The organism is Arthrobacter sp. NicSoilC5, from assembly GCF_019977395.1.
Classification (GTDB): domain Bacteria; phylum Actinomycetota; class Actinomycetes; order Actinomycetales; family Micrococcaceae; genus Arthrobacter.
In genome coordinates this window covers 522,710-546,302 of the sequence record NZ_AP024660.1, presented here as the reverse complement: position 1 = coordinate 546,302, position 23,593 = coordinate 522,710, and the positions used below count along the sequence as shown (strand labels likewise).

Sequence of the window (23,593 nt, the reverse complement as noted above, 5' to 3'; positions counted from 1 at the left end):
TGAGGTACCGGGCTATGCAGTCAGCTGATCGGCAGTCATTAAGAGCCAGGCCCCCATGAGTACCAGCATTGACCTTCAGCCCCCGCACTTGCTGGCGCCGGTGGAGCCGCGCCCGGCTTCCGGCCCTGCCCTCCGCCGGCCCCAAGACAACATGCCTCTCTTTATTGTCTGGAACTCCTGACCCCCGGGTAAGAGCAGCTTAGGTCCGGCGATCCGGACCAGTACTGCCCGGTTTCATGGGCTCCGCCTCGGGCCCGTGGTTCCAGACCCCAACGGAAGAACCCGATGACAACCCCTTCTGACCACGTCGTCCCCGCACATGTTGACCTCAAGCAGGAACCTGGCCCGGACCGCAGTCCCCTGGTGCGCTGGCTGCTCGCCAACCAGGTGGCTCCCACCGGCCCGGAGGCCGAGGAGGACCACAAGCCCAACGCCTGGTGGAAGGTCATGTGCCTGACCGGCGTCGACTATTTCTCCACACTGTCCTATCTGCCCGGCATCGCGGCCCTGGCCGCCGGGGCGCTGTCGCCGCTGGCCACCCTGCTGATCGTGGCCCTCACACTGCTGGGTATGCTGCCCATGTACCGCAGGGTCGCCCAGGAAAGCCCGCACGGTCAAGGATCGGTGGCCATGCTGGAGAAGCTGTTGCCATTCTGGCGCGGCAAGTTCTTCGTCCTGCTGCTCCTGGGCTTTGTGGCAACCTCGTGGATCATCACCATCACGCTCTCGGGCGCCGACGCCTCAGTCCACCTGCTGGAAAACCCGTTGATGCCCGAAGCACTCAAGGGCGGAGCAGTGATCATCACGGTGGTCCTGCTGCTGATTTTGGGTGGAGTGTTCCTGCTGGGATTCAATGAAGCCGTCGGGGTCGCCATCCCGCTGGTTGCCGTCTACCTGCTGCTCAACGCCGCCGTCGTGGTGGCCGGATTCATCCACCTCGCGGCCGACCCGTCCCTGGTGGCGGGCTGGACCGACCGGCTGCTCTCCAGTGGCGGCGGCCCGATGGGGCTGGTCAGCCCGGCCATCATCGCCTTCCCGCTGCTGGTCCTGGGCCTGTCAGGGTTCGAAACCGGGGTGTCCATGATGCCGCTGATCAAGGCCTCCGGAAGCACGCCGGACGACGTCATGGCTTCCCGGGTCAGGAATACCCGCAAGCTGCTCACCACCGCTGCACTGATCATGAGCGTCTACCTCATGTCCACCAGCTTCCTGACCACCGTTATGATCCCGCCCAGCGAGTTCCAGGACGGCGGCCAAGCCAATGGACGGGCCCTGGCATTTCTGGCCCACGAACTCTTCGGTGCCGGATTCGGCACCGTCTATGACATCTCCAGCGCCTTGATCCTCTGGTTCGCCGGCGCGTCTGCAATGGCCGGGCTCATCAACATCGTGCCCCGCTACCTGCCCGCCTATGGCATGGCGCCCGAGTGGGGCCGCGCTGTCAGGCCTGTTGTGCTGGTCTACACCGTGGTGAGCATCGGCATCACGATAGCCTTCAAGGCGGACGTGAACGCCCAGGCCGGCGCCTACGCCACAGGGATCCTGGCCATGATGGTCTCGGGGGCGGTCGCCGTCACCGTCTCGGCCATCCGGCGTCGCAGCCGGGCCAGCGCCGTGGGCTTCACCGTACTGACCCTGATCCTGCTGTACGCCTTGGCCGACAACGTCATCGAAAAGCCGGACGGCCTCCTTATCTCCGCGTTCTTCATCGGCGGCATCATCGCCGTCTCCCTCGTGTCCCGCGTTACACGGACCACCGAACTGCGGGTCGACACCATCGAATTCGACCAACCCGCCCGCCAGTTCATTACCGATTCCATCGCGTACGACCGGGAACTCCACATCATCGCGAACAAACGCCAGACCGGGGACGGGACGGAGTACGCGGAGAAGGAGTTCGAGCAGCGCGGGCTGAACCCCGTCCCCGGCCCCGCCGACGTCATCTTCCTGGAAGTTGAGATATCCGACCCCTCGGAATTCAGCCACACGCTTCGGGTCGAGGGCATTGAGGTTGACGGCTACCGGGTCCTCCGCGTGAAGTCCCCCGCCGTGCCGAACGCCATCGCAGCAGTCCTGCTGGCCCTCCGGGACTCGACCGGGGTCATGCCGCAGTGCTACTTCGAATGGTCTGAGGGCAGCCCGGTCAACCACCTCATGCGCTACCTGTTCCTTGGCCAGGGCGATACGCCTCCGCTGGTGCGGGAAATCCTCCGCGAGACGGAACCTGACAAGGCGGCCAGGCCCGGCATCCATGTGGGTTGACCGGTGCAACGGGGGATGCGCGGCTCACGCCGGGACGCTGAAGTTACCGGTACCCGGGGCCTGGCTGGGGCCGCTGTAAACAGCCTGACGGCGTCCACGCGGTTGGTGCACCTGAGCTTCGAGTAGGAGTGTTCCAGGTGTTTGGATACCGTCCGCGGGCTGATTCCCAGAAGGTGGCCGACAGCTGTGCTTTTGAGGCCTTGCGCCACAAGCGCCAGGATTTCTGCCTCGCGGTCTGTCAGACCGAACTCGTCGGCAGGCCACGGATTGTTCGTTGCAGTAGGCGGCGGCTGTGAATAGGCCGTGTCGAGGAGGCACAGCAAAGGCTGGATTTCCCTGGCAAGGTCCATTTCCCTGTCGCTGAAATCTTGATTCCAGCGGTTCATGACCCAACTGTGCAATGTTCCCGGGCCCGCCAGTGCCGTCCGTAGCGACAATTGACGGTTAATCCGCATCTCCCGGAAGCCTTCACGATAAAGCCTCGATTCGTGGAACTCCCGGTCGGAAACAATGTCGCTGAGGCGCCGCGGGCGCCACACGCCGGCCATGGAGTCGCCTAAGGCGCTTGTGACGAGCGGATGGTCGTTTCGGAATTCAAGCAGTTTTCGGGCAAGATCACCGAACGGGTGGTTCCCGGGGCGGGCGTAGACCTCCGCTCGGACCTGCTGCATATCCAGCTCATTCCATGCCAGCCCATCGCAGGGGAAAAGCTTCGACAGGAGCTCGCTCGCCGCTTTCAGATAAGTCCCGCGGTCCGGCAGCCGGACGAGCTCGCCGGCAAGGTCACCAACAGCATCCATTCTTCTGCCCACCAAAAACGAATGGTTCGTTTTCCAAGGCTAGGTGTACTCAGCCAGTAGGTTGGTTGCACCTGCTGATAGGTGGTTTGCCTCCGAGGCTGCCGTGGGGGGCGGTGGTTGTTGTAGAAGTTTAGCCAGGGCTGCAGAGCGTCGACGCGGGCTTGGTTGGATGTGAAGGGTTGGCGGTAGGCCCAGCCTTCTTGGAGGGTGCGGTTGAAGCGTTCTGCTTTGCCGTTTTGCCAGGGGTGGCGGGGTTTGATCAGGATGTGTTTGGCGCCCAGGGCAGCGAGTGCGTCCTGGAAGTCGCGGGAGAGCCGGTAGGCGAAGGCGTTGTCTGTCATGACCCGTTTCACCGGTGCTCCGTTGGCGGCCATGGCGGCTGCGGCCCTGGTGAGGAATTCGGCGCAGGTCGGGCCTTTCTCGTCGGGCAGGACCTCGGCATAGGCGAAGCGGGAATGATCATCGACGGCCACGTGGACGTAGTCAAAACCGACTTTCTGAGGTGATTTGCGGTGGTTGGCGCGGCTTTGCGCCGGGTCGGTCCGCCAACCGCCGCCGTCCGGGATCCGGCCTAGTTTCTTGACGTCGATGTGGATCATGTCGCCTGGGGCGTCGCGTTCGTAGCGGCGGTCGGTGGCCCGGGACGCGCGGATTCGTGCCCCGGTCACTGGGTCCAGGTCCCACAACCTGGGCATGCCCGCGCGGACCAGAATCCGGGAGACCGTCCGGGCGCTCGTGCCGCAGCGCACGGCCAGGTCCGCTGGTCCCTCGCGATGCTCGACGCGCTGGGTGAGAACATCCGCTACGACTTCCGCGGAGGTGGCGTGCGGGCATGACCTCGGACGGGAGCTGCGGTCGTCCAAACCAGCCCAGCCATCCGCGCGGTACCTGCTGATCCAGCGGTGCGCACAGGTCCTTGAGATGCCCATCTCTTTGGCTACATGGGCCACTGGCCGGCCGGCAAGGACGCGCTCGATAATGATCCGCCTACCGTTCGGAGTCAGGCGGGCGTTACGGTGGGACATGAAGACCTCTTAGTCGTTGGCTGTGTGTGGTAACCACCAACCTAAGAGGTCTTCACCTATTCACGATGTAACCAACGTCCTGACTCAGTACAGCTAGGGGCCGGAATTCGGCACATTCAAGGGTTTGCCAGTTGTAGGGGCTACCCCATTTGCTCCGCACCCGCTATGCGCAGAATTGCGTATGTAAGCCGCATGCAAGGGGTTCTATATTCGCCTTGCCGGACGTGGCAGGCCATCCACCCGCGCGTCTGCAAGAAACGGACCCGACCCAAGAAGGAGAAGATCATGGCAGTCGCAATCATCATGGAGTTCGACGGGTCGACGCTTGAACAATATGACGAGATCAACAAGAAAATGGGCTTGACCCCCGGCGGTCCCGGTCCCGCAGGTTCGATATCCCACTGGGCCACGGCTACGGATAAAGGATTCCAAGTCACCGACGTCTGGGAAAGCCGTGAGCAGTTCGACACCTTCGCCCAGGAAAAGATCGGACCTCTCAGCATGGAATTGGGCTTTGCGGCACCCCCGAAACTGACTTTCCATGAGGTGCACAATTACCTTACGTCCAATACCGACAGCCTCAGGACGTCGGTCCCGGCGCAGCAGTGACGGAGCCCAACAGCTGAAGAAGGTCCCGGGGCCGGTCCCTCGCAGGAGCCGGCCCCTGGGCCTTTTTCCGTCAATCGACCCCTATTTGGCGCCGAGGAAGATCGGGTTGGTCAATGCGGCCATTGGACCCAGCAGCAGCGTCGTCCCCATATTGGTCCCGTTGCTCGCCGTGCCGTCGGCCATGGGATGGCGCACCTCGGCCCGCACGTAGGCGGAGAGCTGGGCGGTGGTGATCCAGGTGTGGGTGCCCTGGCCGGAGGCCGGGAGCGTCACCTGCTGGGTCTGCCCTTCATCAGTGATGATCCGGATGACACCGTTGGGAACACCACTGACGTCGATGCTGACTGTCACCGGGGCATCGGCTTTGACGTCGAGCCGCTCCCCCACTCCTGCCTTCCGGCCGGCTGCGGACACGGTGAAGTCCAGGGAGATGCCGGCGGACTCGGCAATCCAGCTGCGGCCGTTGCGGATGCCGTCCAGGATGGCGTCGTGGGAAAGCGCTGCGGCGTTAACGACGTTATGCGGCAGGCCGATGACCTGCGGCTCGCTGTGTGCGTCGCTGTTGCCCATCGCAGGGACCCAGCGGCCGCCGGTGCGCACTGAACTGGCGAGCATGGAGTCCCACGTGTTGATGGCGTACTCATCGTCCGCGGTCCATGGACCGGTCCAGACTTCAACCGCGTCCGCATCGTCGTAGCCGAATTTCCAGCGGCATGCGACATAGGGGCAGTACGGGTGGGCGGGGACGACCAGGCCACCGGAGGCGTGGATGTGCTGGGCCTCCTGCTCGAAGCCCTTGTCGCGGGCGCGGTAGCGCCAGTCGATCCAGTCTCCCGGCTCGATCCCAAGGGCGAGGTAGTGACCGTTGCGGGTGGTAACTTCCTCACCGGTGAGGATGAGCAGGTCGTCGCCGGCCAGCGGACCCCATACGCCGTGGGAGGCAGGAGTGTTGTGGTCGGTGCTGATCATGAAGTCGAGTTCCGCTGCCCTCGCGCCGGCGGCCACCTCTGCCGGCGTGCGCTTGCCATCCGAGTAAATGGTGTGCAGATGGGCGTCACCGCGGTACCAGGCGGGGCCACGGCCCTTGGCCTGCTTGGGCGGGTACTGGGGACGGAACGGGGCAGCGTCGGGCCCGTACTCGAGGGTGACATTGACGGTGTAGTCCATGCCCTGGTCGGCCACCTGATAAGGGCCCAGGGCAATATTCCAGGTGCCTTTGCCCACCGGTCCGGGCAGGTAGCCAGGGGTTGCTTCAGCGGCGCTGATGAAGAATTCGGTGCGGAAGCCGCCGGACCAGCCGCGGAAACCCTTCCCGGCGAGATCGGTGCCCTTCTCGTCGAAGACGCCGATGTCGCAGGCGTTGGACAACAGTCCGGGGGTAACTGTGGGTTTGCTGTAGCTGTAGGACACGCTGATCTTGTTAACGCCGGCGGGGACCTCGACCGGCAGGTACACAAAGTCCGCGGCACCGGGATCCAAGTGGCCGGTGATGGTCTTGGTCCTGCTGCTGCCCGAGTCGGCAGCGGCAAAGGACATCGGGGCCAGGGTCACGGCAGCACCGGCCAGTGCGGCGGCAAGGAATCCACGGCGGGAGGGGGACAGGAAAACACTTTCAGCCTCGTGGGCTTTACATGGTGAACTCACCGCCCGAGTCTCACGATGCGGACCGAACGGGAAGCGACGTGATGGCAAACACCATCTGAACCACGATGATTAATTGGGAGCCGCATAGCAGTTACCGGCCCTCGAATGGGACCTGGCCTGCAGCCGCTTTCGCCAGCCGGGGGGCATCCGGGAAGCGGGCAAAGCAGCGACAACACTTGAAATTTGGAACCTAAGCATGCTTACTATGGATGCAGCCGAATGCGAACGGCTGCCACACCACAGGAGGTAAGACCATGGGACTGGGTGACAAGATCGATAATGCTGCCGAGAAGGCAGGCGGCAAGGCCAAGGAAGCTGCAGGCGCAGCCAGCGGCGATGAGAGCCTGCGGGCCGAAGGCCAGGCAGACCAGGCCAAGGGTGACTTGAAGCAGGCCGGGGAAAAGGTCAAGGATGCTTTCAAGCACTGACCGGATCAAGGGAAAGGCGCGCTCAGCGAACGGGGCGCGCCTTTTCTGTGTCCATCGCCGGGACTCCAACCACCGGTGCCTGCCCGCGCAAATCCCGGCGCCAATCATGCGGAGTTTCGCCCGGATGTCCCGGCCGCGTGGTCCTATGCTCTGGCTATGCACCCCTTAGTGTCGATCGGCCTGGTGTTCCTCACCGGATTTGCCTGGATGGGTACCGTAGTGATCTTGCTGGTGTCTTTGGCGAAGGCCCGACGGCGGTCGCGAACCCGGGCAGGCAATGGCGTTGGGGGTCCGGAAGCCCAAAAAGCTGAGGCGGCGGCAGCGCGGACCTCACGCGCCGCCCTTTAATCAGGACGATGACCAGCCAGCGGGCCACCCGGACTAATCACCGGAGCTCCACAGTTGCATCAATCTCCAGTGCCGTTCAATGGCTGATCCCGGAGCCACTCGTCCGGGTCCGGTCAGTACTGGCCAACAGTTGAGCCTGCCCGCGTAGGATTGCCGGAAGATCAACACACTGGGGGACGCGTGGTTCTTTGCCGAAGGCAGGCATCTGGACGGTACGGGAGCTCGGCCGCCTCGCACAAGGCTGGCTTCCTCTTCCGGCGGCCGGGGCCGGTCCTCACTGGGGCTCCGAAGTGAATGACGGCCAGCAGCAGCCAGCCCACCCTCCCCAGCCGCGTCATTCTCCGCGGGTCCAGTATCAGCACCAGCCGTACGGATACCCGCAGCCAGGCTGGCCGGGGCCTCCGCCGAAAAAGAAAAGCCGGCTTGGATGGATCCTCGGCGGTGTCGCGCTGGCAGTGGCCCTGCTGTGCATTCTCGTCTTCGCGGGATGCTCGGCGCTGGCCCAGGAGATCAACGGTGGCGGCGGCTCCCAGGAAGAGAAGGCGAGTGCCATGCGGGCCCGCGCGGACAACCTACCGGAGAATGATTGGGTGGAGGTCTCCCGCCTCGACCCCAAGGTTGATCCCGGGTGTCTCTCCATCGACACATCCTGTTTGCGGCTGAGCGCACGGTGGTCCGTGGCCCACAAGGTCAGCCTTGAATCTGCGGCAAGCAGGTTCGGCATGACGTCCGGAACGGGCGACGCCGCCCTGGGACGGTACGTGGGTTGCATCAGGACCGGAACTGGTGGAACAAGCCGGGAGTCACTGTGCATCGAGGAGTCTCCCGAAGGCTCAGATTCCTACGAAATCACCATTCAGATGGAGCGTGACTGAGGACTGGCTCCAGGGACGGACCAGTCCGCTCCCGCAGAACCTCCAGTGAACATTCCATGAACAGCCCCGGTTCGGAGCCAAGACCGTGACAAGCCGTGATCTACTGGTGAGCGCAAAATCTTACCGACCAGTAACTTCAGGTCCGGCGACCGGCCCAAGGCGGGGGGCGTGCCCGCGTCGCCGTCCTCCTCACCTGCAAGGAACCAGACGTGAACCTCTCCAGACGCCACTTCCTTGGCGCCGCAGGAACCGCTGCCGCGACCACCTTGGCCGCCGGCAGCGCCTTCCGGCCGGCCGCCGCCGCACCGTCCACGCTTCCGGCGCCCAGCGACTCGGGCATCGAGCACATCGTTGTCGTGATGATGGAAAACCGCTCCTTCGACCACTTCCTGGGCTGGCTGCCCGGTGCTGACGGCACGCAGTCCGGCCTCAGCTACATCGACCGCTACGGCATCCCCCACTCCACCTACCATTTGACCGACTTTCAAGGCTGCGGCCACCCTGACCCCGACCACTCCTACGAGGGCGGCCGGATCCAGTACAACAGCGGCAAAAACGACGGTTGGCTGCGGGCGGGTGAGAACGACGAGTTCTCCGTGGGTTACTACAGCGAGCCGGATCTTGACTTCTGGCGCCAGGCCGGACCGGACTGGACTGTCTGCGACCGATACTTCGCCGCCACCATGGCCGAAACGTACCCGAACCGCTTCTACCAACACGCTGCGGCCACGGACCGGATCCACAACTCCTCCACCACCTCCACCCTTCCCACCATCTGGGACCGGCTGGCCGCGGCAGGTGTTTCAGGCAAGTACTACTACGGCGACATCCCGTTCACGGCACTGTGGGGAACCATGTACCAGGGCATCTCCCGTCCGTACGCGGAGTTCCTTGCGGACTGCTCCGCCGGCGCTCTGCCTTCCGTCTCTTTTGTTGACCCGCGCTTCACGGACGAAGGCTCAGGAACCTCCGGCGACGACCATCCGCACGCGGACATCCGCTCGGGCGAAACGTTCCTCGCCGAGGTCTACAACGCGGTCACGTCCGGCCCAGGCTGGGCGAACACCATGCTGGTGGTCAATTACGACGAATGGGGCGGTTTCTACGACCACGTGCCCCCGGCGACGGCACCGGACACCAGCCCGGAAACAGCGTTGCGCGGATTCCGTGTTCCCTCCTTGGTGGTCTCACCCCGCGCACGCCGCCGATACGTTGCGCACGACGTCTACGACCACACCTCGGTCCTGAAGGCCATCGAGTGGCGCTGGAACCTGCCTCCCCTGACACCCCGGGACCAGGCCGCACGCAATATTGCCGAGGTCCTGGACTTCGGAACGCCCGCAAACCTTGCCGCCCCCACGTATCTGGTCCCGCCCTTTGTGGCCGGCCCTGCCTGCACCCCGGTGGGCCCGCCTCCGGCCGAGGAATGGTCCGGCCTGAAAGAAAAAGCACTTGCTGACGGATGGAAGCTCCCGTGAAAATCAAACTCCGCCCCGCCCTGGCCGCCATGGCCGTGCTTGCCGCCGCCCTCGGCGGAACTGCGGCCACCCTCAACCCCGCCGCCGCCATCAGCGCCCCCACCGCGTCGACACCAAGCCAGGGCTACCTGCCAGGAGCCAACCACGTCTTCGTCATCAACCTCGAAAACAAGGGCTACGACGAAACGTGGGGCCCGGCGTCGGCCGCTCCCTACCTCTCCCAGACCCTGCGCAGCCAGGGCGTCCTGCTGAACCAGTACTACGGCACAGCGCACAACTCCCAGCCCAACTATGTTGCCCAGATTTCCGGGCAGGGCCCCAACGCCCAGATGCAGGCCGACTGCCAGACCTACACGCCGTTCGTGGGCGCCGGCACCGCGAGCCCCGGCCAGGCCGTCGGTGACGGGTGCGTCTTCCCCACTGGCGTTCCCACCGTCGCCGGTCAGCTGAAAGCGGCCGGCAAAACCTGGAAGGGCTACATGGAGGACATGGGCTCTCCCTGCCGGCACCCTGCCCTGGGCGCCGTCGATGATACGCAGAAGGCGCGGGTGGGCGACCAGTATGCGGCGCGGCACAACCCGTTCGTGTACTTCGCGGGGATCACCGGATCGCCCGACTGCGCCGCGAACGACGTCGACCTGACCGCCTTAGCAACCGACCTCGCCTCCGCTGCCACCACGCCCAACCTGTCGATGATCACCCCCAACCTGTGCCACGACGGGCACGATTCCCCCTGCGTTGACGGACATCCGGGCGGGCTTGCGAGCGCCGACGAATGGCTCAAGCAGTGGGTTCCGGCCATCACGTCCTCCCCCGCGTTCAAGCAGGACGGCGTCCTGGTCATTACCTTCGACGAGTCCGACGGGCCGCAGTCGGACGCGAGTGCCTGCTGCGGGGAAGGTCCCGGACCGAACGCTGCGCTGCCCGGCATCACAGGGATGGGCGGCGGCAGGGTGGGAGCCCTGGTGCTGTCTCCGTTCACCAAGGGCGGGACATGGTCCACCACCCCCTACAACCACTACAGCCTGCTGGCCAGCATCGAGGACACATTCGGCCTGCCGTACCTGGGGTACGCCGGAACGCCCGGACTCAACCGGTTCGGACTTGACGTCTACAACGCAAAGGTCTGACGCGCACAGGGCTCCGGCCGCCGACCCGGATAGCAGCATCGCCGAGCGGGCTCCACACCCTGGCGCTCTTTGACAACCGAGGGGTAACGCGGGTAACGTGGATCACATCAAAGTAACGCGCGTTACCTAAAGGTGTTTGGCCACAAGCCCTCCCGGGAGAGGGCGCGTTTTCTCAAGAAGTACAGGTGACGGTTCAATGGCGGCGGCGGGAAATGCGGCGTCGTCGAAGGACGCCGTTTAGCCACCTCCGGAGATATGACGGTGAGCGCCTTCCAGAACGTGGCACCTGGTGGACGCCGCCCTGACAGCAGGACAGTCGACCACTGCCGGCCAGCAGTTGGTCGACTGTCCGCCGCTAAAACGCTCTGCGGTCTGACCGCGAAATCAACGTCGAAGAGCACATCCCCCACCCACCCTTCACCTTGCTGATGAAGACAGGAAAGAGATATTCCATCATGACACAAAACCCGATTCTTCAGGCCGGCCCAGGCGCCGCCTGTCCGGGTCAGGGCAGTATCTTCATGCCAACCCACGGCCTCTCCATGGCACTGCGGACCGCGCACACGGCCATCAAACGAGAACAATGAACAGCGTCACCCCGACCCTCGACACCTACCGGCCTGCCATCCACTACGCTGCCAGGAACACATGGCTTAACGATCCCAACGGACTGGTCTTCCACGAGGGCGTCTACCATCTCTATTACCAGAACAACCCCTACGGAAACGTTCACAGCAACATGTCGTGGGGCCATGCCACCTCAGCAGACCTGGTCAGCTGGGAGGAACAACCGGTAGCAATCCCCTGCGATAAAACCGAGGAAATCTTCTCCGGCAGCGTCGTGGTGGACACCGGCAACACCAGTGGATTCGGCGCAGACGGAAAAGCCCCCTTGGTGGCCATCTACACGAGTGCATACAAACCGGGTTCCCCCCATCAGGGCACCCAGGCCCAGTCCATCGCATGGAGCACTGACGGCGGCTACGCCTGGACGAAGTATGCCGGCAACCCGGTCCTCACCAGGAACTCACCGGAATTCCGGGACCCAAAAGTCTTCCGCTATGACGGCCCGGGCGGCAGCTACTGGGTCATGGTGGCCGTCGAAGCACATGACTTCACTGTCCTGCTTTACCGCTCGGAAGACCTCAAGAACTGGGAATACCTCAGCACCTTCGGCCCTGCAAACGGCACCGGCGGGATCTGGGAGTGCCCGGACCTCTTCGAGCTGCCGCTGAACGGTGACACCTCGGTCAGGAAATGGGTCCTGACGGTGAACATGAACCCCGGAGGCCCGAACGGCGGGTCGGCAGGCCAGTATTTTGTGGGAGAGTTCGACGGCGCCACGTTCCGCTCCGAGACAAGCCTCACCGAGGGTATGCAGGATCCGGAGCGCGTACCCGACTACCAGTGGCTTGACTGGGGCCGGGACTACTATGCAGCCGTCTCGTTCAGCAACGTTCCAAAAGGCCGGCGGTTGATGATCGGCTGGATGAACAACTGGCAGTACGCCAACCACATTCCCACCGCTCCCTGGCGCAGTCCCATGAGCCTGGTCAGGGACATTTCCCTTGTTTCCGTGAACGGTCAACCCCGGCTCGTTCAGCAACCCGCGCCGGAAGTAAAAGCAACGTCGGAGTCCGGCCCCTTGCAGTGGCTAACCATAAACGGCCAGGCAGCAGTCGAGGGCGGCGCAGCAGTACAGGCCATTGACATCATCTTTACGCCGGGCGGTGCCGAGGAGTTCGGCCTTGTTGTCAGGGGTTCAGCCGACGGCACGGCCGGGACGCGGATCGGGATCCGGCCCCGCAGCGGAGAACTCATCGTGGACCGTACCCGCTCCGGGGACACCGGCTTTCACGAAGCTTTCCCCTCCACCAGCCTCGCTCCGATTGCCGCCCGGCAGGACGGCAGTTACGCGCTCCAGATCTTCGTTGACCACTGCTCCGTGGAAATTTTCGCCAACGATGGGCTCGCCACCGTGACTGAACTGATCTTCCCTGACCGTGCCCAGACATCCCTCACCCTGTACTCCACTGGTGGCACGGCCGACGCTGCGCTCCAACTCATCGATTTAGGAAAGGAAAAAGCCTGATGGAACACCGCAAGCTGGGATCCTCCGGCCTATACATCAGCGAAATCGCGTACGGAAACTGGTTCACACACGGTGAGCAGATTGACCAGGATGCAGCGACGCAGTGCGTCAAGCAAGCACTGGATTTGGGCATCACCACCTTCGACACCGCCGATGCCTATGCCGGAACCCGGGCCGAGCGAGCGTTGGGCGAGGCGCTCAAAGGGACCCGCCGTGAAAGCGTCGAGATCTTCACCAAGGCCTACTTCCCTACGGGGGACGGCCGGAACGACCGCGGCCTGTCACGAAAACACCTCATGGAGTCCATCAACTCATCGCTGCGCCGTCTCCAAACCGACTACGTCGACCTCTACCAAGCCCACAGATACGACTACGAGACCCCGCTGGAAGAGACCATGCAGGCCTTTGCCGATATCGTCCGGGCCGGGAAAGCGCACTATATCGGGGTCTCAGAGTGGACGACGGACGAGCTACGGTCGGGCGCCGCCCTGGCCAACGAACTTGGCATCCAGCTCATCTCCAACCAGCCGCAGTATTCCATGCTCTGGCGCGTTATCGAACAGGAAATCGTTCCACTGAGCGAGGAGCTGGGCATAAGCCAGATCTGTTGGTCTCCGCTCGCCCAGGGAGTCCTCACCGGCAAGTACGCTCCCGGCGCCGCGGCCCCACAGGGTTCCCGCTTCCGCGCCGACAACGGCGGCCTGAAAAACGACCACCGCTTTCTCAGCGAGGACATCCTCACCCGTGTCCAGCAGCTGAAACCCCTGGCCGAAGAGACCGGACTGTCGATGGCAGCCTTCGCTGTCGCATGGGTACTGCAGAACCCCAACGTCTCGGCAGCCATCGTGGGAGCATCCCGGCCCGGGCAACTCGTCGACAACGTCCAGGCTGCAGGAGTCAAGCTTGACCCGGAACTGCTCGTGAGGATCGATAAGATCCTCGGCCCGGTGGTCGAAAGAGACCCGGGGAAGGTCGAGTCCTTCAAGAACCGCCCCTAACCGCCACACGTCCCGGCCGGAAGAGGGCTGGTGATGTCCGCGCCCATTAGCGGCTATTGACACCTCTTAGTAACGCGAGTAACTTGGATCACGCGCGCAAGGTAACGCGAGTTACCTGCAATCGGGCAGGACAGATGTCCTCCCGGCAGAACTGGCACTACCCGGCTCAATGAAGACCACTGGAGCATTCAATGGCGAAAAACGCCTCCTCAAGCAAACCCGTTGCTGCACGGCAGCGTGGTGTCACCATGAGTGACGTCGCCAAGCATGCCGGAGTCTCCCGGACGGCTGTCTCATTCGTGCTGAGCAACCGCGAAAACGCCAGCATCTCGGAAGAGACGCGGACCCGGATCGCCGACGCCGTCCAAGCCTTGGGCTACCGTCCAAATGCCGGGGCCAGGGCGTTGGCATCCCAGCGCAGCGACTGGTACGGGATTGTCACCGAGATCGTGACCGCACCGTTCGCAGTGGACATCATCAAAGGTGCCCAGGACCAGGCCTGGATCGACCATCGATTCCTCCTTATTGCCCCGTCGGACCAGGGCGATACGGCCGGCCCCAACCAAGGAATGGAGGAGGCTGCCGTTGAGAAGTTGCTGGAGCAGCGGGTGGAAGGCCTGCTGTACGCGGCAACGCACCACCGCGGTGTACATGTGCCCCCAAGCGCGCACGAAGTGCCCACGGTGCTCGTCAACTGTTTCGACCTGGACGGAAAGCTGCCCTCGATCGTTCCCGACGAAAGGGCCGGCGGACGGGTGGCCATCGAACGCCTCCTCCAGGCCGGCCACACCAGGATCGGTGTGATCAACCTGGACCCGGGCATCCCTGCAGCTGTCGGGCGTCTGCAGGGGGTCCGGGAATCCCTGGCCGACGCAGGCCTTGAGCTCGATCCGGAGCTGGTGGTGGCCGGGTATGCAACGGCAGACGGCGGCTACGACGCTGCCTGCCAAATCCTCGACCGGTACCCGGCCAAGGAGAGGCCAACCGCACTCTTTTGCCTCAATGACCGCATGGCCATGGGCGCTTACGACGCCATAAAAGAACGTGGCCTGGCCATCCCCGGTGACATCGCCGTGATCGGCTTCGACAACCAGGAACTCATCGCGGCCTACCTCAGGCCCAAGCTGACCACGGTTGCGTTGCCGTTCGAAAAGATGGGCGCTCTGGGAGTCCAGACGCTTGCCGCCCTTACAGCAGGACAGCCGATCACTGCCGGCCAGCAGTTGGTCGACTGTCCGCTGCTAGAACGCTCTTCGGTCTGACCGCGAAATCAACGTCGAAGAGCAAATCCCCCACCCACCCTTCACCTTGCTGATGAAGACAGGAAGAGATAAACCATCATGACACAAACCAGGTTCTTCACGTCTGCCCGCATTGCCGCGGCCGGACTGGCCGTAGGCGCGATGCTGCTGACCGGCTGCTCTGCCACGGGCAACAAGCCCGGCGGCACCGACGCCGCAGCCAACGCCGGCGCGTTCCTCACCATCCCCCGCGAAGACATGGGCACGTTCGTGCAGAACTTCAACCCGTTCGCACCGACCGTTAACCCCATGGTCCAGCAGTCCATTTACGAGTCACTCCTGATCTTCAACCCGGCCAAGGGAGACACCGTGCCGTGGCTGGCCACCGACTGGAAGGCCGCCGACGACGGCAGGTCCATCACCTTCACCTTGCGTGATGGTGTGAAGTGGTCCGATGGCCAGCCCCTGGTTGCCGACGACGTGGCTTACACGTTCGAGCTTCAGAAGAAGCTCAAGGGCGGCTACGAGTACCTCGACGGCGTGAGCGCAGAAGGCAACAAGGTCACGTTCAACTTCAACAAGCCCTGGTCCCCCGCACTCTACGACGTCGGCCAACTCAGCGTCCTGCCCAAACACATCTGGGCCGCACTGGCCGATCCGGAGAAGGAGGCCAACGCCAAACCGGTAGGCACCGGGCCGTACACCGAGGTGGACAGCTTCCAGGCCCAGTCCTTCGTGCTGAAGAAGAACCCCAACTACTGGCAGCCGGAGAAACAGAAGATCGCCGGCATCAAGATGCTCGCCTTCGCCGGGAACGACGGCGCCAACCTCGCCGCAGCCAACGGCGACGTGGACTGGGCTCCGCAGTACATCCCGAACATCGGGAAGACCTTCGTCTCAAAGGACAAGGACCACCGGCACTACTGGTTCCCGCCCACGGGCGCCATGATCAACTGGCAGCTGAACACCACCAGGGCGCCGTTCAACGACGTGGACGTCCGCAAGGCGCTGAGCATGGCCGTGGACCGGGACCAGGTCACCAAGATCGGCATGAGCGGCTACGCCCAGCCCGCGGACTGCACCGGCCTGTCCGGCAACTACGAAACCTGGAAGAACAGCCAGGTCAAGGACAACTGCACCTGGACCAACCACGACGTCCAGAAAGCCAATGAGCTGCTGGACAAGGCGGGCTACGCCAAGGGCGCCGACGGCAAGCGCACGCTCAAGGACGGCAAGCCGTTCGAGTTCAAGATCTCCGTGGGTTCAAGCTCGTCCGACTGGCTCTCGGTTGCCAACGTGATCTCCCAGAACCTGGCAGAAGTCGGTGTGACCGCGAAAGTGGACTCCCCGGACTGGGCCGCTGTTGTGTCAGGCTACGAAACCGGTGACTTTGACTCCGGCATCGTCTGGAGCGCCAACGACCCCAGCCCGTACAAGTACTTCAACACCTCCATGGGCTCCTCCACGGTGAAGCCGGTGGGTACCAAGACGTTCGACAACTACCACCGTTTCGGCGACCCCAAAGCCGATGCCCTGCTGACGGAGTTCGCTACCGCCACGGACCAGTCCAAGCAGAAGGATATTGCCCACAAGCTGCAGGAAGAGTACAACGACGCCGCACCGCTGGTGCCGCTCTTCTCCGGCCCGGAGTGGGGTGCCTACAACGACACCCGCTTTATTGGCTGGCCCACCCAGGACAATCCCTACGCCACCCTCTCGGTTCGCGCACCCACCACGGTTCTGGTGCTGACCAGCCTGGAACCGCGCAAGTAAGGGCCTGGCCGCCCACCGCGCGACACCGCTGGCCGCCGGACTATCCGGCGGCCAGCCCCCACACTTTTCACAACTCCCGAATTGGAGGGAAACCGTGCGCTTCATCCTGCGCCGCCTGGGTTTCTACCTGATCGCCTTCTGGGCATCCATCACCCTGAATTTCCTGCTCCCCCGCTTCATGCCCGGGGACCCCGTCTCCCGAATGTTCGCCCGCTCCCAGGACCGTATGCAGCCCGAACAGATTGAGGCCCTGCGCAAGTTGCTTGGCGTAGACGACCGGCCCATCTGGGAACAGTACGCCGGCTACCTCCAGAACATCCTCACCGGGCAGATGGGGGTATCGATTTCACGGTTCCCCACCCCGGTCACCGAGGTCATCTCGTCCCAGATCGGCTGGACCCTGCTGCTCGGCGGGACCGCCCTGGTGATTGCCGCCGTCGTCGGTAACCTGCTGGGCATCCTGGCAGCGTGGCGCCGCGGCGGCGCGGTCGATTCAGCCCTGCCTCCCGTGTTGGTCTTCATCGGTTCGTTTCCATACTTCTGGCTCGCGATGGGCGCGCTGTACCTGTTCGGCGTGGTGTTGGGCTGGTTCCCGATCCGGCACGCGTTCACGGACGGCCTGGAGCCGGCGTTCACCACTGAGTTCCTCGGAGACGTCGCCGCCCACCTCGTACTCCCGGCGCTGACCATCGTGCTGGTCTCCATCGGTGGCTGGATGCTTGGAATGCGGAACACCATGATCGCCACCAACTCCGAGGACTACATCACCATGGCCGAAGCCAAGGGCCTCCGCCCGGCCCGCATCATGCTCCGGTACGCCGCCAGGAACGCGATGCTTCCGTCCGTCACCAGCTTCGGCATGGGCCTGGGCTTCGTCGTGGGCGGCGCCCTTCTCACCGAGGTGGTGTTCGCCTACCCCGGCGTCGGCTACCAGCTCCTCAACGCCGTCCAGGGCCTTGACTACCCACTCATGCAGGGCCTGTTCCTGACCATCACCGCCGCCGTGCTGCTGGCGAACTTCCTGGTGGACATCCTCTACGTCCGCCTCGACCCCCGCGTGCGCAGCAACTGAGCACTGCGTACCCAGTAACCAAGGGACCGACCATGACCAGCGTTATCCTCCAGCAGCCAACCGAAGCAAAAGCTGCCCGCAAAACCAACCGCGGCTTCATCCACGGACTCACCACCAACAAGAAGGCCATGACCGGCATGGCCATCATGCTCGTCTTCATCGTCCTGGCGCTGGCCGCGCCCATGCTGTTCCCGGGCGACCCCTCCCGGATCACCGGCATGGCCTCACTGGAACCGGACGGCGAGCACTGGCTCGGAACCACTGCCAAGGGCCAGGACGTGCTCGCCCTGACCGTCCACGGCGCCCGGAGTTCCCTGTTCGTGGGCCTTACCGTCGGGTTTGCGTCAACCTTCGTCGGTATCCTCGTCGGGCTGGCATCGGCCTATTTCGGGAAATTCGTCGACGAAACACTGTCGCTGCTGACCAACGTCTTCCTCCTCCTTCCCGGCCTGCCGCTGCTCGTCATCCTGGCCGCCTTCCTGCCCCCGGGACTGGGCACCGTGGTCCTGGTACTCACCGTCACCGGATGGGCCGGCTCGGCTCGCGTTCTCCGGTCACAGGCCCTGTCCATCCGTTCCAAGGACTTCGTAGCTGCCGCCGTCGTGTCCGGAGAGCGCGCCGGAAGGATCATGTTCCGCGAAATCCTGCCGAACATGGCATCAATCGTGATGGGGACACTGCTTGCCTGCGTCATCTACGGCATCGGAGCCCAGGCCGGCCTCGAATTCCTTGGCCTGGGGGACGTCAGCACCGTCTCCTGGGGAAACAACCTCTTCTGGGCCGGAAACGAAGGCGCCCTGCTCACCGGAAGCTGGTGGGTCTTCGTCCCCTCCGGCCTCTGCATCGCCCTGGTGGCATTCGCCCTGGCACTCATCAACTACGCAGTCGACGAAGTAACCAACCCGCGGCTGCGGAAGATCCGCAAACCCGCAACCACCGAAAGGAGCGCGGCACAGTGACCGTCTCCCAGACCTCCTTCGGCTCCCACGAACCAGTCCTCGACGTCAAGAACCTCACCGTCAAGTACATCGGAGACACCCGCTCGACCACGGCCGTGGACAACGTCTCCTTCAGCATCGGCGCCGGCGAGGTGTTCGGGCTGGCCGGCGAATCGGGTTGTGGAAAGTCGACCATCGCCAACTCAATCATGCGGCTGCTCAAGGACCCGGCGAAGATCGCTGCCGGCAGCATCTCCTTCGGAGGCAGGAACGTGCTGGCGATGAGCCAGGACGAGTTGCGCCGTTTTCGCTGGCAGGACGTTGCCATGGTGTTCCAGTCCGCCATGAACTCGCTGAACCCGGTGCTGACCATCGGGGAGCAGATGGCCGACATTTTCACCACGCACGCCGGTTACTCGCGCCAGGAATCCCTTCGACGCGCTGCACAGCTGCTGGAGCTGGTGAGAATCGATCCGGGCCGCCTCAAGTCGTATCCGCATCAACTCAGCGGCGGGATGCGGCAACGCGCCGTTATCGCCATGGCCGTCGCCCTGAAGCCGTCACTGCTGATTCTGGACGAGCCAACCACCGCGCTGGATGTGGTGGTGCAACAGGAAATCATGGCGCAGATCAAGGACCTCCAGCGCGAACTGGGCTTCTCCGTCCTGTTCATCACCCACGACATGTCCCTGATGGTGGAACTCTCCCACCGCATGGCCGTCATGTACGGCGGCCGCATCGTGGAGACCGCCAAAGCCCACGACATCTACACCACCCCCGGGCACCCCTACACCCAGGCCCTCATGGGCGCTTTCCCGCCGCTCACGGGCCCGCGGGTCCCGCTCAAGGGCCTGCCCGAAGGCGTGAAGTTCCGGAACATCCCGGACCTTACCGAAATTGCGCCGGGCCACTTCGTGGCACCGTTTGACGCCGAAGCCGCCGTCTTTGAAGGAGCAGCACAATGAGCCACACCGTCCACTCCCCAACACGGCCGGATGTTTCCACCCGGACCCCGGCCCTGGAGGTGCGCGGACTGGGAAAGTCATTCCACACCGGCGGCCTGTTCTCCAGCCAGACCGTCCGGGCACTGCACCATGTAGACCTCACCATCGGCCGCGGAGAAATCGTGGCACTCGTCGGGGAATCAGGTTCCGGCAAAAGCACCCTGGCCCGCTGTGTCGCGAGGCTTGAGAAACCCAGCGAAGGCGCCATACTCCTCGACGGCGTCGACGTCCTCAAACGCGACCGCTTCCAGGCCTCACGCACGTTCCGCTCCCGGCTTCAGATGGTCTTCCAGGACCCCTTCGGCTCCCTCAACCCCGTACACCGGGTCGAGCACTTCCTGCGACGGTCACTCGTGATTCACGGCAAAGGCGGCTCCGGCCGGCGCGGAACCGAAGAGCAGACCCGGCATCGTCTCGAGGAGCTCATGACCACCGTCGGGCTGCAGGCTGACATGCTCAACTCCTACCCCCACGAACTCTCAGGCGGGCAACGTCAACGGGTCGCCATCGCACGCGCGCTCGCCGTCGAACCTCAAGTCATCCTGGCCGACGAACCAACGTCCATGCTGGACGTCTCAGTTCGCATCGGCGTGCTGAACCTGATGCGGAAACTACGCGATGAACAGGGCATCTCCATGCTCTACATCACCCACGACCTCGCCTCAGCCCGGTACCTCGCGGACCGGACGGCTGTCATGTTCGCCGGCGAAATCGTGGAAGAGGGCGAATCCCTGGACCTGCTGGCCAACCCGGCCCACCCCTACACCCAATTGCTGGTCTCGGCTGTTCCGGATCCGGCCCGTGCCGGCTCCTACGACCCCGTTCAGCGCGCCCGGCTCCGGCAGGCTGTCATGGATTCCACCACCTGCCCCTTCGAAGGCGATCCGGGTCAGCGCTGCTCAGCCGAGGAACCCGTCCGGCACCAGGTGGGCGATCCGCTGGACCGCCACTGGGTCCGCTGCCACCTCTACCGGCCAGGCGCCGGCGGCGGCCACGCACTTTCAACGGAACCGCAGCCTGCAACCTGAAATTCCTGTTTCACAAACGGGCTACCCGTCCCGTCTGTCCTGGCAGGTGCACGGTACATCGAATACGACAGCAGCACCGCCCTGCGCTGCCCGAAAACATCAATATCCATGCTGTAGCAGCACCGAAGCTGTCTACCGAAAGGGAACCCATGCAAAATTTACCCCCTGTCTCCCGGCGCGCCCTCCTCACCGGAAGTGGAGCGGTTGCCTTCACAGGATCGCTCGCACTCTCCGCCTCCCTGGCCCAGCCGGCAGGAGCAGCACCACCAGAGACCCCAAGCGCCACTCCGGCCAAGCCGCCCTTTAAAGGACCAATCCGCATGCGCCCGACTTATCACTTCAGCGTCCCCGACAACTGGAAAAACGACCCTCAGCGGCCCATCTACATCGATGGCGAATACCACTACTACTACCTCTACAACGGCGATTACCTGCAGGGTGGTGGAGGCACATCGTGGCGCCGCGCGACCACCACCGACCACGTCTCCTTCCGCGACCGCGGCGTCGCCATTCCAAAGTTCAGCAACGACAACGGCGACTGCTGGTCAGGATGCCTTGTCATCGACGAACGAAACACTGCCGGATACGGCGAGAACGCCGTGATTGCCCTCGTAACGCAGGCGCCCCAAGGCCGCCAGGCCCAATACCTCTGGTACTCCACGGACCGTGGGCGCTCGTTCCAGCCCGGTGACCCGGCCCCGGTCCTGCCCAACCCCGGAGTACAGGACTTCCGCGACCCGAAAGTGATCTGGGACGCCGACCGGGGTCAGTGGTTCATGGTCAACGCCGAAGGGCAGAAGCTCGGCTTCTATACATCCCCGAACCTGCGCTCCTGGCAGCGGGTCGGCGAGTTCATCCGCACTGATCTGGGGCTGCTTGAGTGCCCCGACCTTTTTCAAATGACCGCCGACGACGGTACTTCGCACTGGGTCCTCGGCACCAGCGCCAACGGCAAAGGCCGCGGCCTGCCCGCAACCTACGCGTACTGGATTGGGTCATTCAACGGCACCTCGTTTGTTCCCGACCAGGCCGAGCCGGAATGGCTGGACTACGGCTATGACTTCTACGGAGCAGTCACCTACCCACACCACGACACCTCCGGAGCAGAGGATGCCACCCTGCGCCGGGCGCTCGGGTGGGCGAACTTCTGGGACTACCCCCACAACACTCCGACCCTGGCGACTGACGCGTACAACGGTGACGACATGATCGTGCGCGATGTCCGGCTGAAGAAGGACGGCACCAGCTACCACCTCGTCTCAGCCCCGACAGCCGGCCTGAGCGACCACGTTAAGCAAAGCCACCGCCTTGGTGACGTCACTGTCACCGGCACCCGGGACCTCGATATCAACTCACTGGCCTATGACCTGAACTGTGAGCTGAGGTGGGATCCGGCCAGCCCGCCCGCCAACGTTGGCCTTGAGATCTGCCGTGCAGCCGGCGGGGGCCGGCACGTCGCAGCCGGCGCATTCCTCCGCGGCCCCTTCGTGTACGTGAACCGGCGACCCACCATCAACCCAACCGGCGGGGAAAGCCAGACGCCCTTCGACCCCTCGGCAGGGCGCCTAACGCTCCGTATCCTCGTTGACCGGACAAGCGTCGAACTGTTCGTAGGAGACGGACGGGTAGTGCACTCACACCGGGTGTTCCCCCTTGACGGCGACAATGGCATCCGTCTTTACGCACACGAGGGAACTGCCACCTTCGGCAACCTCACGATCAACGAAATCAGCGCGTTGTCATAACCCAACGCAAAACGCTGCGGGCAGGCCGTCCTGCCATCAGCCGCCGAATGGCCTGCCCGCTCCGCTACCATCACCTGCCGGAGAGAAGATCATGGCAAACCCCAAAACAACTCCCCATGACACCCAACGCTTCCTGGACGTCCTGGTCGTCGGCGAAGCACTCGTCGACGTGGTCACCACTCCGGACGGCCAGGTTGAGCATCCCGGTGGATCGCCGGCCAACGTCGCCTACGGCCTAGGGCTTTTGGGCGTCGCCACCGGGCTGCTGACGGCCATCGCCCCGGATGCACGCGGCACACTGATAGAAGAGCACCTACACCGGGCAGGAGTGACTCTCCTGCCGGGATCAAAGCTTCTCGCGCGCACGGCAACGACCGCAGCAATCCTTGGGTCTGACGGCTCCGCGGAGTACGACTTCGACATCCACTGGGAACTGCCACCAGCAACGCCTGCCTACTTGCCGAAAATCCTCCACACGGGTTCCATAGCCACCTTCCTGGGCCCGGGGGCGGGCGTGGTCAAAGCCCTGATGGAACAAGCCCACGCACAGTGCACCGTGACCTACGATCCGAGCATCCGTCCCTCGTTGCTGGGCAGCCATGCAGAAGCGAAAGGGATTTTCGAAGAACTCGTATCCCTGACCGACGTCGTGAAACTCAGCGACGAAGACGCCCACTGGCTCTATCCCAACAAGACCCTTGAGGAAATCGCCGACCATATCCTCCGGCTCGGCACCGGCCTGGCGGTCATAACAAAAGGGGCCGAAGGGTCCCAATTCACCTCCGCTGCCGCAGGCGTCACAATCCCTGCGGTGAGGACCTCGGTCGTGGACACCATTGGCGCTGGGGACTCCTACATGGCCGCGCTCATCCTTGGTCTCCTCACCCGCGGAACTGAAGGCTTCGCCCCTGCTGTCCTGGAGCAGCTGGGACGCACTGCAGCCACAGCGGCGGCCATCACCGTACAGCGGGCCGGAGCCAACCCGCCAACTTTGGACGAACTGAAAGGTGCAGTCGAAGCACCGGACTCCGCAACATCGAGACCCGCAACAGAACAAACCCACGGGAGCACTCCTGTAGTGGCTTCTTTGCCCTGACATGCTT

The 23,593-nt window shown here is 63.8% G+C and carries 18 protein-coding genes and 1 pseudogene; 17 read left to right on the top strand and 2 right to left on the bottom strand.

Features of this window, described 5'->3' with window-relative positions:
- Nucleotides 1-285 precede the first annotated feature (285 nt).
- Both LDO22_RS02470 and LDO22_RS21745 read left to right on the top strand, forming a co-directional pair.
- Nucleotides 286-2,262, top strand: a complete 1,977-nt coding sequence (locus LDO22_RS02470; RefSeq protein ID WP_224025986.1) for an amino acid transporter — start codon at nt 286-288, stop codon at nt 2,260-2,262.
- 578 nt (nt 2,263-2,840) lie between these two features.
- Nucleotides 2,841-3,122 carry a hypothetical protein gene (locus LDO22_RS21745; RefSeq protein ID WP_263422190.1) on the top strand — a complete coding sequence of 94 codons (282 nt, stop codon included), beginning with the start codon at nt 2,841-2,843 and terminating at the stop codon, nt 3,120-3,122.
- On the opposite strand, the pseudogene LDO22_RS02460 reads toward LDO22_RS21745, so the two are convergent.
- Nucleotides 3,112-4,087: pseudogene (locus tag LDO22_RS02460) on the bottom strand (IS481 family transposase). The gene LDO22_RS21745 and the pseudogene LDO22_RS02460 sit on opposite strands and share 11 nt — an antisense overlap.
- Nucleotides 4,088-4,372: 285 nt before the next feature.
- Here LDO22_RS02460 and LDO22_RS02455 point away from each other — a divergent pair.
- Nucleotides 4,373-4,696 carry a hypothetical protein gene (locus LDO22_RS02455; RefSeq protein ID WP_224025985.1) on the top strand — a complete coding sequence of 108 codons (324 nt, stop codon included), beginning with the start codon at nt 4,373-4,375 and terminating at the stop codon, nt 4,694-4,696.
- A gap of 81 nt (nt 4,697-4,777) precedes the next feature.
- On the opposite strand, the gene LDO22_RS02450 is transcribed toward LDO22_RS02455, so the two are convergent.
- Nucleotides 4,778-6,340, bottom strand: coding sequence for a CehA/McbA family metallohydrolase (locus LDO22_RS02450; RefSeq protein ID WP_224025984.1), 1,563 nt, complete (start codon nt 6,338-6,340; stop codon nt 4,778-4,780).
- 254 nt (nt 6,341-6,594) lie between these two features.
- Here LDO22_RS02450 and LDO22_RS02445 point away from each other — a divergent pair, with 254 nt between their 5' ends.
- The 14 genes from LDO22_RS02445 (at nt 6,595) to LDO22_RS02380 (ending at nt 23,586) form a co-directional block, all read left to right on the top strand.
- Entirely contained in the window at nt 6,595-6,768 is a 174-nt protein-coding gene (locus LDO22_RS02445; RefSeq protein WP_159633138.1) for a CsbD family protein, read from the top strand.
- Between the two features lie 803 nt (nt 6,769-7,571).
- Nucleotides 7,572-7,991, top strand: a complete 420-nt coding sequence (locus tag LDO22_RS02440; RefSeq protein WP_224025983.1) for a hypothetical protein — start codon at nt 7,572-7,574, stop codon at nt 7,989-7,991.
- Between the two features lie 209 nt (nt 7,992-8,200).
- Nucleotides 8,201-9,469, top strand: coding sequence for an alkaline phosphatase family protein (locus tag LDO22_RS02435; protein WP_224025982.1), 1,269 nt, complete (start codon nt 8,201-8,203; stop codon nt 9,467-9,469).
- Complete coding sequence (locus LDO22_RS02430) at nt 9,466-10,599, top strand: alkaline phosphatase family protein (protein WP_224025981.1); 1,134 nt, start codon at nt 9,466-9,468, stop codon at nt 10,597-10,599. The genes LDO22_RS02435 and LDO22_RS02430 overlap by 4 nt, the downstream gene beginning before the upstream one ends.
- A 583-nt stretch (nt 10,600-11,182) precedes the next feature.
- Nucleotides 11,183-12,691: a glycoside hydrolase family 32 protein gene (locus tag LDO22_RS02425; protein ID WP_224025980.1), complete on the top strand. Its 1,509-nt coding sequence runs from the start codon at nt 11,183-11,185 to the stop codon at nt 12,689-12,691.
- Nucleotides 12,691-13,689: an aldo/keto reductase family protein gene (locus tag LDO22_RS02420; protein WP_224025979.1), complete on the top strand. Its 999-nt coding sequence runs from the start codon at nt 12,691-12,693 to the stop codon at nt 13,687-13,689. Before LDO22_RS02425 ends, LDO22_RS02420 begins: the two co-directional genes overlap by 1 nt.
- A gap of 191 nt (nt 13,690-13,880) precedes the next feature.
- The gene (locus tag LDO22_RS02415; RefSeq protein ID WP_159633123.1) at nt 13,881-14,951 is read left to right on the top strand and encodes a LacI family DNA-binding transcriptional regulator; all 1,071 of its coding nucleotides are present in this window, start codon (nt 13,881-13,883) and stop codon (nt 14,949-14,951) included.
- A 78-nt stretch (nt 14,952-15,029) separates the two neighbouring features.
- Nucleotides 15,030-16,703: an ABC transporter substrate-binding protein gene (locus LDO22_RS02410; protein ID WP_224025978.1), complete on the top strand. Its 1,674-nt coding sequence runs from the start codon at nt 15,030-15,032 to the stop codon at nt 16,701-16,703.
- A 94-nt stretch (nt 16,704-16,797) separates the two neighbouring features.
- On the top strand, nt 16,798-17,775 hold the full coding sequence (locus tag LDO22_RS02405; protein ID WP_224025977.1) for an ABC transporter permease: 978 nt from the start codon (nt 16,798-16,800) through the stop codon (nt 17,773-17,775).
- Between the two features lie 32 nt (nt 17,776-17,807).
- Entirely contained in the window at nt 17,808-18,734 is a 927-nt protein-coding gene (locus tag LDO22_RS02400) for an ABC transporter permease (protein ID WP_224025976.1), read from the top strand.
- Nucleotides 18,731-19,678 (top strand): ABC transporter ATP-binding protein, encoded by a 948-nt coding sequence (locus LDO22_RS02395; protein WP_224025975.1) that lies wholly within the window; start codon nt 18,731-18,733, stop codon nt 19,676-19,678. The genes LDO22_RS02400 and LDO22_RS02395 overlap by 4 nt, the downstream gene beginning before the upstream one ends.
- A complete protein-coding gene (locus LDO22_RS02390; RefSeq protein WP_224025974.1) occupies nt 19,675-20,745 on the top strand; it encodes an ABC transporter ATP-binding protein in 1,071 nt (356 codons plus the stop codon). Before LDO22_RS02395 ends, LDO22_RS02390 begins: the two co-directional genes overlap by 4 nt.
- A gap of 320 nt (nt 20,746-21,065) precedes the next feature.
- On the top strand, nt 21,066-22,490 hold the full coding sequence (locus LDO22_RS02385) for a glycoside hydrolase family 32 protein (protein ID WP_224025973.1): 1,425 nt from the start codon (nt 21,066-21,068) through the stop codon (nt 22,488-22,490).
- Nucleotides 22,491-22,581: 91 nt separating this feature from the next.
- Nucleotides 22,582-23,586, top strand: a complete 1,005-nt coding sequence (locus LDO22_RS02380; protein ID WP_224025972.1) for a carbohydrate kinase — start codon at nt 22,582-22,584, stop codon at nt 23,584-23,586.
- The last annotated feature ends 7 nt before the right edge of the window (nt 23,587-23,593 follow it).

Coding starts and splice junctions, on each gene's coding strand:
- LDO22_RS02470 (WP_224025986.1), top strand. CDS start 286: ATGACAACCCCTTCTGACCACGTCGTCCCCGCACATGTTGACCTCAAG.
- LDO22_RS02420 (WP_224025979.1), top strand. CDS start 12,691: ATGGAACACCGCAAGCTGGGATCCTCCGGCCTATACATCAGCGAAATC.
- LDO22_RS02415 (WP_159633123.1), top strand. CDS start 13,881: ATGGCGAAAAACGCCTCCTCAAGCAAACCCGTTGCTGCACGGCAGCGT.
- LDO22_RS02425 (WP_224025980.1), top strand. CDS start 11,183: ATGAACAGCGTCACCCCGACCCTCGACACCTACCGGCCTGCCATCCAC.
- LDO22_RS02410 (WP_224025978.1), top strand. CDS start 15,030: ATGACACAAACCAGGTTCTTCACGTCTGCCCGCATTGCCGCGGCCGGA.
- LDO22_RS02380 (WP_224025972.1), top strand. CDS start 22,582: ATGGCAAACCCCAAAACAACTCCCCATGACACCCAACGCTTCCTGGAC.
- LDO22_RS02390 (WP_224025974.1), top strand. CDS start 19,675: ATGAGCCACACCGTCCACTCCCCAACACGGCCGGATGTTTCCACCCGG.
- LDO22_RS02455 (WP_224025985.1), top strand. CDS start 4,373: ATGGCAGTCGCAATCATCATGGAGTTCGACGGGTCGACGCTTGAACAA.
- LDO22_RS21745 (WP_263422190.1), top strand. CDS start 2,841: ATGGTCGTTTCGGAATTCAAGCAGTTTTCGGGCAAGATCACCGAACGG.
- LDO22_RS02400 (WP_224025976.1), top strand. CDS start 17,808: ATGACCAGCGTTATCCTCCAGCAGCCAACCGAAGCAAAAGCTGCCCGC.
- LDO22_RS02445 (WP_159633138.1), top strand. CDS start 6,595: ATGGGACTGGGTGACAAGATCGATAATGCTGCCGAGAAGGCAGGCGGC.
- LDO22_RS02385 (WP_224025973.1), top strand. CDS start 21,066: ATGCGCCCGACTTATCACTTCAGCGTCCCCGACAACTGGAAAAACGAC.